Here is a 6,895-nt window from a genome sequence, read left to right as displayed (position 1 = left end):
GTCGGATGGACTTTATTAGATAAGCCGCTAACACCAGCATTCCACTGGATTGATTAAAAGTTAAATCCACCCTTACGGGTGAGACCCGTACAGCTTATTAGGCTGCACAACGAGTCGCACTATTGTTGCACACCACACGGATAGGGGTAAAGGCGGCTGTAATACTGCCAAAACCGTTGTGCGAGGTGGTCAGGAACAAATACTGCTCAATCAGGTCGTCTTTGCCTACCCGGACATAATCAGGAAGCTTAGCAGTTATAAAAATCCGCTCGCCCTTTCCTAATGCTCCTGCTGTTTCATAAAGAATGCCATCCCCACCACCAACGATGGCATCAAAAAATTGGAAGGCATCAACGTTCTGAACAATTTCGTAATCCCTGCCCACTACACCGAGTACGTCTTCTGTATCAGTCCTTACGGTAGCGTAGTAATTCGGGACTTTAATTTCAGGAATAATAAGGTCTGTTTCGCCGTAATGATTTTCGGTATCGTAGGTAAATAAAGGTCGTTTTTCTACGCTGTAGTCAAGTCCTGCGTATTGGATGGCTTCGGCGCTGGTAGGGTAGCGGTCTACTATCCTGCCGAGGTTATGCCATGCTTTTTCTTTTACACTGAAAAAGCTGTATTCATTATTTTGCTGATTGAAATTAAGATTGTGTGCCATGATAATATTGATTTGATGATGAATTAATTGTTATTTGTCGGGTCAAGGTCTTGCAGGCGTTTAATTGCCTTTTTGCGTTCAAGCAATATTTCCTGGATTTCTTCGCTGCATTCGTAATTCTGATTTTCAAATCGGTAAGTGCTGTCGTCCTCGTTGTACTCGTACCGGGAGGTATCGTCATTATCTAAACAGATATCCTCCAGGCAACCATCGGTGTAGGTGGATTCGCCAAAGATTTCCATGCCGGGTTCGGTATAATTCAGTTTGAAACCAACGCCGAACTTGTCGGCAATCTGTACGATAATGTTTGTGTTGGGAGCCCATTTCGTTTCATAATTTAAAATGCCGTCTTCCCATCGGATGCAGAATAAATGCCCTCTTTCTTCTTTCACGAATGTTGGGAGCTGCCCCCGCTCTTCCTTTTTCTCTTTTTTTGCCATCGCCTGAAATAGGGATGTTAATTGCTCGAATTGGCTGTGTTCGCCAATGAACTCTACGCTGTTGCTGCACCAGTTTGCCATATTTTTCTTTTTTATGTTTAAAAATCTTTTTCTTTTTTGCCAGCCTCTTCATTTTGTTTTTATGAGGAGGGGAAAAAGAAAGCAGCAGTATGTGACCGGTAGCGGGCAAAAGGAAACGGAATAATTGGAGGGGACCCGCCAGAGCGGGGAGGCAGCCGTTTATGCCGTAGTCTTTTGACAACCCAAAAGATTCACCGGTCACGAACTTAGCTGTGCTTTTTGCCCGTTCGATAAAAACGGATTAAGGCGGTATGCGAAAGGATTATTTATTCGCCAACTGGATAAACCCGACAGCAATTAAAAAGCAAGTGCCTGACGGCCGGATGGGCGCGATGGATCAGCCAGGTTAAGCGGAGCGTACGGTCTGATCCGGCTTGTGTCGGGGGCATACGGCCGGCAGGCTTTTGCGCCAGCCCGGGATCTGGTGAAACAATGGAGTAAGACGGAATGAATGAACCGGATGAACGGGCGCTACCAACAAAAATCGCCCCAAAGCAAGTGCCCTGATGCCGGATGTGTCCGCCGGAGCAGCCAGGTTAAGCGGAGCGTACGGTCTGCTCCGAAAAGCGGCGGCATCGGCGTCAGGGGCTCTTGCAGCGCGGCCCGGGATCTGGAGAAGCCTTTTAGCGAAGCTAATGGATGAACCTGATCTGCGGGCATGGGATGCATCCGCGATAGAAGCGGCATCCTTCGAAGAAGATATAGCGGAAAGCGCGGCCGGAACGGGATGCCATGATCAGAAACGGGAGCCGGTTAGTCTAAATAGGTTTGCGGCGATGTGATCTTTCATTTTAAATGATGTCCGACAAGGGAAAAATTTATTATCAAATGCGTGAATTTTTTGAATTGCAGGGACGTGTTTCAGACATCCCAGTTTCGGCTATTCAATAAGGCATTTACAAATGCACTTCCTTGGTTAGCACCTGATAATGAATTATGGTATATGATTTTTCCCGTAGCCGGCTACAACGGCAAATGTTTGAAGAGACTTTTAAAAAGCGCATTCACATGTTGTGGAGGGATTAAGCAAATTCCAAACTCCATTATGACCAAAATGTAAAGAGCAAGCAATGAAACGTGCCTGCTCTATACAACATGGTGAGGTTATTCGCCAAGGAAAGGAATTAATGCTTCAAGAACAGCTTCGGGTTGTTCCTCAGCAAGGTAATGGCCGCTGTCTTGTATCCCGGTTACCTTATAATCTTCAGCCACATAAGGTATCCCCATTTTCATAAAGTTGTAACTGATATAACTTCCAATAGCCAGCACAGGCATTTCCAGTTTAGAGTAAGTTTTTGAGTCGGCAATATCCTGATTAAATGCCTGGTACCAGGCGTTGGAGGCGCGGATTTGATCGGTTTTATTGTAAGCGGATGCATAAACTGCCCGGTCGAACGCCGACATTTTGCTATCGTCAATCATGGTATAATTAAACAGCCAGTCCATCAGGTAATGAAATCTTCCCACCAGGATTTTTTCCGGAAGTCCTTTTACCTGATTAAAACCCATCCACCAGGCATAAGGCGCGTTCCCACTCATCTTTTCGGTAAACATACCAGGCATAGGCATTAAAGGCATTTGCATCATTCCTTCGCTCGGATGTGAGCCATCCATGATGATCAGTTTTTCGGTTGCCTCCGGATAATTAAATGCAAAGCTCATGGCGACCATGCCGCCAATGTCATGTCCGAGGATATTGATTTTTTCTAATCCCAGCTGTTGCACAAGCGCGTAAATATCACCGGCCATTGTTTTTTTGTCATAGCCTGATTCGGGTTTACCTGAAGTTCCCATTCCCCTGATATCGACAACGATCACCCTGTACTGCGCTGCAAGTTGGGGGGCAATCGTGTGGAATGAATACCAGGTTTGTGGCCAGCCCGGTAAACAAATTAGCGGTTTGCCGCTGCCACCTTCTGCATAGTGTAATTGTAGGCCGTTTACGGTGACATATTTATTTACAAACCCCGGCCAGCTTTTGATCAGTTCCTCGTCTGAATATAAGTGGTCATTATTTTCTATTTCGTTTTTCATAATTTCTTTTTTAGCGTATTTAAATATTTTGTTCAATCGGCGACCAGCTTATGCCGTTGTACCTGTTATTATCAAGTTCGGTGTGATGCACTAAAAACATGCTGTATAAATATTGTGCCTGCTGCCACCTGGGGTATAATTCATTTTCTCCATCGGGATTGGACGCCCGTTGATGCTTGTTGTATTCGGAAAAGCTTTGCATTGAGCCGCGGTTGATCAGTTGAAATCCGCCGCCTTTGTGCAGCACGCTCAGGGCAACTAACTGGTTAGGGGTGACCCGGAAACTGGCTATCCTTAAAAAACGCGGGGCGTCATCATCAATGGCTGCAGCTGCCGTATATTCAGCCGTATTGTCCATTGTTGTAAAGTCTATTTCCCAATCTGCCTTATCCTCATAATAAGTTACCGTTTTGTCCTTTACATTAAACAAAGGCGTGTTATACCGTAAGATATCAGAAAATGCCCCGTTGAAGATGGAAGTGGCTTTAATATTACTGCTATCTAAATGATACTGAAACTCTTTCCGGAGGTCAAAGTTCCGGTTTTCGCCCAGCGGAATTTGTGTGAAGTCACTCGAAAAATCGGAAGGAATAAACCGGGGGACACCTGCAGAGACAGCCGCATTTAAAAGCTTAAGCTGCGCTTCCACTATAACGTCGTGTAAACCGGTCAGTGCAGAAACTACACAGGATAGGCCCCGGCAAGAGCCGATCAGTTCTTCCTGGACGGACCAGTCTACCTCGTAAATATCGACGCCCATTTGTTCCAGGGCATCCACCGTTTCCTTTTTGCTTCCAACACGAACAATAGCCCGTACTTCAGCATTAATTTTAATTAATTCGCGGCAGATCCTTTGCCCTAAATTACCTGTTGCTCCGGCAACTAATATGATTGGCTTCATTTTTAACATCGTTTTGATGTTACAAATATACCGGCAGTGGGTATGCGTAAATCTACCAAATGGTAGATTAGCTACTTGATGTTTTTTCTGATCCTGCTAAGTGCATTAGGCGTTATTCCCAAATAAGAGGCAATTTGGTTAACCGGGACTTTTTGAAGAAAATCGGGTGTGTTTAAGTATTCCAGGTAATGCTCTTCAGCAGTTTTTGTTTGAAAAGTAAGGATGCGGTCAATCATTCTGATCGACATTTCCTCCCATAACTTCCTTCCGAATTCCTGCCATACCGGAAATTGCTGATATAACCTATCCATATCTGCTTTGCTGATGCATAATAATTCAGTTTTTTCAGTAGCCTCGATATTGAACCGGGTAGGTTTTTGAGGATTCAAACTTGATATTTCTGCAAAGAATTCATTTTTAAAAATCACCCAGGCGGTTAATTGCGCGTCAAACTCACCGAAAAAAAAACGAACTGTCCCTGATTGAATATAAAAATACTGATGAGCGGTCTGACCCCTCTTTAAAATTAACTGCCCTTTTTCAATAGTTTTTCTGCTAAATGCGCAAAGTATCTGCTCCAGTTCAGACTGATTAATTACTACCCTTGATTTTATAAAGTTTTCGAAATCTGTCATCATTTTGCCGACATTTAGGTAAATACAAATTTAATAAAAACTGCATTCTGATACCTATACATCAACTAAAAGTGCTTCTAAATTCTGAAGGCGTTGTACTCGTTCTGATTAAAATAAAACTTGCTAAAAGCCTGGGGAGTTCAAATCTAAGTTTATACGCTACCTCGTTTACAGATAATTCCGTCGTTGATATTCTTTCTTTTGCAAATTCAATCGCTCGTCCTGAATAATCTGGATAGTGTTTGCCTCATTAATGTTTTCATTACCGAATAAACGTATTAAACAACAAGATAACTCAACTCAAGGAGTTGTTATTAAATGACGATTAGAAGCCTCGGATTTCCGCGTTGAAAGTGCAAGGAGATCGGGAGACCATGGTACTGAACAACATGATAAGTGATCTGGGCGGTAATCAGATGAGCGTAAACGAGTTTTGAAGACGCTGGTTGCAGTTTTTTTAGGGTAATAGCCTGAATACAATATACGGTAAGGTCGACCATTACGGAAAAAGGAAACTTATTGACTCGATATACCCCGAAAATTTCACATCTGATGTTTAAAAGTTCGAACCCCTAAAACTAGGGGGCATATACTTATTTAACTGATAAATAAAAACCTAACGAGTATAAAAATGGGACAAGTGATAAACTTTATCGCATGTCCCAAGAGATGTTGTTAATTATTGCTGAAAGAAAGCTTTGTTTTTGGTGTTTTGGAGAATTATTGGATAGTACATTAATATAGCACCTATAGCTAAAGATATGACAAAGTCCGAAATTTGCGCGCCATTTCGATAGGCGTAGTAATAAGAAAACCCAACCACCGGCAAAAATAAGATCAAAGACGTTATTATGCCGGGAGAAAAATTGCGATACCTTATTATTGGGGTAATATGAAAGACAACCGCATTTACCAACATAAATCCCGGGAAGGATAGCGCTATCCAAAAACAGTTCCAGCCAATCGACGCACAAGTTAATCCAAAAAACAGCACAAACGTATTGACGAGATAAAAATCTGTCCAGCTTGCAGTAATATGAAATGTCTTATTTGCCCAATCCCTCCAATTATAGAAGTATTCCTCAAGAATGTGTAGTGCGTAGGATAATAATGCTATCCATAAAATAAATTGATAATTCATGACAATGTTTTTATGCAGGAATTTCTGCGTTAATAATTAGTACAAAGGTCTGACTATACGATTAAGCCACAAGGTATAAATGTTACTAAAACAGGTTAAAAGGGAGTTTAATTCATCGATTTCCGATATTGTTGCGGAGAAAAACCAGTAAGGTTTTTATAAAATTTTCCAAAGTGAGAGGCATCGCTAAATCCTATTAACTGTGCGATTTCTTTTATTGTCAACGCTCGGTTTTTTAATAATGCCCTGGCTTCAAGCATTATTTTTTCGTCTATGATATCACCAGCAGTTTTGCCTGTTTGTTGCTGGATGATTCTTGAGAAATATTTGGCTGAAAGGTTTTGTAATTCAGCATAGTATTTTACCTGATGGTTCCCGGTATAGGATCTCTCTAAGTTTTTATTAAATGTGGAAGCTACGAGCTGATTATGGGTGAACTTGTTTTTACCTGAATTTTTACTATTCGTTGTCGCAACTTCAAGTAGTAAGATTTGGATGAAATTTCGGATAATTTCTGTGTTGTACTTAACGTCCAATTCACTTTTTTCTCTGATCATATTAAAATAGGAAGAAAAATTCTTAAATTGTCTTTTTGAGATCGTAGTATTAGATCGATTTTCGTTATAAAAGCATTCATACCTGTTCAGAATAGTAGGGTCTGCCATTTGCTCAACGAAAAATGCTTCTTCAAAAAAAATAACTTCACAATCAAAATCATCACTTGTGCTAGTAATATTTCGAATTGTAGCCGGTGCCATTGCATAAATTGCCGGTGACCTTATGACATGTGAAACTAAATCCGTTTCCAATGTCAAGCTACCTTTATGCAATAAGGCAATAAAATAAACATCCATGCGGCATGCTTTGAATATTGGGGCATTTGCTAAAGAAAATCTTTGGTATATGTACCCGCAACTGATTGGGTCTCTACCCAAGTTTTTCTGTATTTCAGTTATATGAAGGAGCGGTATTGCATTCATTTTAATCCATACAAAAATG

Annotated in this window: 6 protein-coding genes and 1 pseudogene; all 7 read right to left on the bottom strand. The window is 41.6% G+C overall.

Translation table 11 applies throughout. From position 1 onward, the window contains the following. Positions 1–118: 118 nt before the first annotated feature. A pseudogene (locus EPL05_RS22050) lies at positions 119–664 on the bottom strand (DUF932 domain-containing protein); the annotation flags it as partial. A 23-nt stretch (positions 665–687) separates the two neighbouring features. Further along, the gene (locus EPL05_RS22045) at positions 688–1,185 is read right to left on the bottom strand and encodes a DUF1281 family ferredoxin-like fold protein (RefSeq protein ID WP_128536158.1); all 498 of its coding nucleotides are present in this window, start codon (positions 1,183–1,185) and stop codon (positions 688–690) included. A gap of 1,104 nt (positions 1,186–2,289) precedes the next feature. Then, positions 2,290–3,219 (bottom strand): alpha/beta fold hydrolase, encoded by a 930-nt coding sequence (locus EPL05_RS22040; protein ID WP_128536157.1) that lies wholly within the window; start codon positions 3,217–3,219, stop codon positions 2,290–2,292. A gap of 19 nt (positions 3,220–3,238) precedes the next feature. Further along, positions 3,239–4,129: an NmrA family NAD(P)-binding protein gene (locus tag EPL05_RS22035; RefSeq protein WP_243837355.1), complete on the bottom strand. Its 891-nt coding sequence runs from the start codon at positions 4,127–4,129 to the stop codon at positions 3,239–3,241. Positions 4,130–4,191: 62 nt separating this feature from the next. Then, complete coding sequence (locus tag EPL05_RS22030) at positions 4,192–4,758, bottom strand: Crp/Fnr family transcriptional regulator (RefSeq protein WP_243837354.1); 567 nt, start codon at positions 4,756–4,758, stop codon at positions 4,192–4,194. Between the two features lie 676 nt (positions 4,759–5,434). Next, positions 5,435–5,896: an HXXEE domain-containing protein gene (locus EPL05_RS22025; RefSeq protein WP_128536156.1), complete on the bottom strand. Its 462-nt coding sequence runs from the start codon at positions 5,894–5,896 to the stop codon at positions 5,435–5,437. Between the two features lie 107 nt (positions 5,897–6,003). Next, a complete protein-coding gene (locus EPL05_RS22020) occupies positions 6,004–6,750 on the bottom strand; it encodes a helix-turn-helix domain-containing protein (RefSeq protein ID WP_166727787.1) in 747 nt (248 codons plus the stop codon). Positions 6,751–6,895 lie beyond the last annotated feature (145 nt).

The organism is Mucilaginibacter gilvus, assembly GCF_004054195.1.
GTDB classification, from domain to species: Bacteria; Bacteroidota; Bacteroidia; order Sphingobacteriales; family Sphingobacteriaceae; genus Mucilaginibacter; species Mucilaginibacter gilvus.
This window is presented reverse-complemented; position numbering and strand designations above follow the sequence as displayed.

Excerpts from the sequence above, each read along its gene's own strand:
- EPL05_RS22045 (WP_128536158.1), bottom strand. The coding sequence starts at position 1,185 with ATGGCAAACTGGTGCAGCAACAGCGTAGAGTTCATTGGCGAACACAGC.
- EPL05_RS22040 (WP_128536157.1), bottom strand. The coding sequence starts at position 3,219 with ATGAAAAACGAAATAGAAAATAATGACCACTTATATTCAGACGAGGAA.
- EPL05_RS22035 (WP_243837355.1), bottom strand. The coding sequence starts at position 4,129 with ATGTTAAAAATGAAGCCAATCATATTAGTTGCCGGAGCAACAGGTAAT.
- EPL05_RS22030 (WP_243837354.1), bottom strand. The coding sequence starts at position 4,758 with ATGATGACAGATTTCGAAAACTTTATAAAATCAAGGGTAGTAATTAAT.
- EPL05_RS22025 (WP_128536156.1), bottom strand. The coding sequence starts at position 5,896 with ATGAATTATCAATTTATTTTATGGATAGCATTATTATCCTACGCACTA.
- EPL05_RS22020 (WP_166727787.1), bottom strand. The coding sequence starts at position 6,750 with ATGGATGTTTATTTTATTGCCTTATTGCATAAAGGTAGCTTGACATTG.